This window comes from Natrialba sp. PRR66, from assembly GCF_034808065.1.
Classification (GTDB): Archaea; Halobacteriota; Halobacteria; order Halobacteriales; family Natrialbaceae; genus Natrialba; species Natrialba aegyptia.
The window spans coordinates 1-252 of the sequence record NZ_JAXHGN010000198.1 but is presented as its reverse complement, the minus strand read 5'-3'; the positions used below and the strand labels follow the sequence as shown (position 1 = coordinate 252).

Sequence of the window (252 nt, the reverse complement as noted above, 5' to 3'; positions counted from 1 at the left end):
GTTGGTGACTTTCGGAAGAACTCACAAGTTTTCCATTAACATAATACGAAGTCTTTTTGCTTGCTTGACCGCTGAATCCAGAGGTTTTGAAAGAATTGTCAAATGCGTTTATATCTTGTGGGAAACTATGGGAACTTACCCCTAAGCCACCTAGCTCATCATCGATGTTATGTGAAAATTGATTAACTCCTTGAGAGAATTCATTTTGTCTGAGTAAATCACCCATGGAAGTTATGTCATGGTCATCGCCCA

General features: G+C 39.3%; 1 protein-coding gene. It reads right to left on the bottom strand.

All coding sequences use genetic code 11. The features are described 5' to 3' along the window. Nucleotides 1-226 (bottom strand): hypothetical protein (locus SM755_RS23975; protein WP_323174879.1); only part of this gene is annotated, 226 nt, incomplete at its 3' end. Nucleotides 227-252: the final 26 nt, after the last annotated feature.